The sequence below is a fragment of the Marinobacter sp. UBA2498 genome (assembly GCF_002341575.1).
Lineage (GTDB): Bacteria > Pseudomonadota > Gammaproteobacteria > Pseudomonadales > Oleiphilaceae > Marinobacter > Marinobacter manganoxydans.
Window position 1 is genome coordinate 30,801 of sequence record NZ_DDOI01000101.1, and the last position, 1,605, is coordinate 32,405.

Consider the following 1,605-nt stretch of genomic DNA (forward strand, 5'->3'; position numbering starts at 1 on the left):
ACGGTGCCTTGTCGCCGGTTCCGTCAAGACCAACCACGAGTCCGTAGCCCACCAACTGGTTGTTCCTTACCCCTTTGATCCGGGACAGGTCCTTCAGCCGGTCCGCCATCACCGGTGCCGCACCCACCGTCAGGGCAAGTATCCAGACAAGAAAACGCCGCACGCTCATAGCAGCCACCACTCACTGTTAAAGAAACGGGCAAGCCAGCCCATCTGGTTGGCCTGGTCGAAGTCACCGGTACCGCCATAGGCGATACGGGCATCGGCAATACGGTTTGAGGCAACGGAATTGTCCGGCTGGATATCCCGGGGGCGAACCAGTCCGGTCAGACGGATGTACTCTTCACCATTGGTCAGCGACAGCCACTTTTCGCCCCGGATCCGCAACACGCCATTGGGCAGCACTTCAGTGACCGAGACGGTGATGCTGCCAGCAAGGCTGTTGCTCTGATCCGCGTCGGCCCTGGTTTTAAAATCGCGCTCATTGTTCAGTGACGTGCCGATCCCGAAGTTGCTCTTGCCCAGAATGTTTGGCTCCGGCAACTTGATTTCGTTATCCTTGATGATACGGGTGTCAGCATTCTTGCTGGCACGGGTGGACTCCTGGAGGGTCACTGTCAGTACATCACCCACGTTGAGCGCGACGGTATCCCCGTAAAAGTTATAGTTTCGGGAGACCTGGTAAATCGAACCAGACGCCCTGTCCCTCTGCATCATGGCCTGAGGGCGCACCGGTGCAAACTCGGGGTCATCCGGAATCGCCCGGGGCCGGCTCATGGCCGTGCAACCCTGTAGTAGGATCAGTACCACTAAGGTCGCCAGGGTACTGGCGCCCCGGTTTGTCCGGCTGGATGTCATCGGATTCACGACCTCACCTCTGGCGGCATTAGCCAATGTTGTTGGTAATGAACTGCAGCATCTGATCCGCTGTGGAAACCACTTTCGAGTTCATCTCGTAGGCGCGCTGGGTGGTAATCATGTTCACCAGTTCTTCCACGACCTCCACGTTGGAGGCCTCCAGGGAACCCTGTTCAATGGTGCCAAGCCCGAGCAGACCCGCCTGCCCCTCTATGGGGTTCCCGCTGGAAATGGTTTCCTTGAACAGGTTGTTTCCGATGGCCTGCAACCCCTGGGGATTGATGAAATCCACCAGGGTGATCTGGCCAACGTTCACCGGCGCTGCCTGGTCGTCCGTTATCGCCGTGACCGTGCCGTCGGTGCCAATGGTGATATTGGTGGCGTTATTGGGAACATTGATGGCCGGCTCCAGAAGGTACCCGTCCGGATTGACCACATCGCCGTTGACGTTCAGCTGGAACTGACCGTCCCGGGTGTAGGCAATCTGGCCATCCGGCAGCAGAATCTGCAGAAACCCCCGGCCGTTAATGGCCATGTCCAGCGGCTGCTCGGTAATCTGAAGGTTGCCCTGGGAGAACTGCTTGACCGTGCCCACAACCCGGACACCCGTACCCAGTTGCAGTCCGGAGGGCAGTTCGGAGTTCTGGGTGCTCAGGCCACCGGGTTGCCGGTTGATCTGGTACAGGAGGTCCTGGAAGACCGCCTTGTCCCGTTTGAAGCCGGTGGTGTTGACGTTGGCCAGGTTGT

Annotated in this window: 3 protein-coding genes; all 3 read right to left on the bottom strand. The window is 58.7% G+C overall.

From position 1 onward, the window contains the following. Positions 1 to 169: flagellar basal body P-ring protein FlgI (locus B2W52_RS14210; RefSeq protein WP_286803641.1), on the bottom strand; the 169-nt coding region annotated here is incomplete at its 3' end. Beyond that, the gene (flgH, locus tag B2W52_RS14215) at positions 166 to 858 is read right to left on the bottom strand and encodes a flagellar basal body L-ring protein FlgH (protein ID WP_011784617.1); all 693 of its coding nucleotides are present in this window, start codon (positions 856 to 858) and stop codon (positions 166 to 168) included. The genes flgH and B2W52_RS14210, both read right to left, overlap by 4 nt. A 28-nt stretch (positions 859 to 886) precedes the next feature. Continuing rightward, a partial coding sequence (gene flgG / locus B2W52_RS14220) for a flagellar basal-body rod protein FlgG (RefSeq protein WP_286803639.1) occupies positions 887 to 1,605 on the bottom strand: 719 nt, incomplete at its 5' end.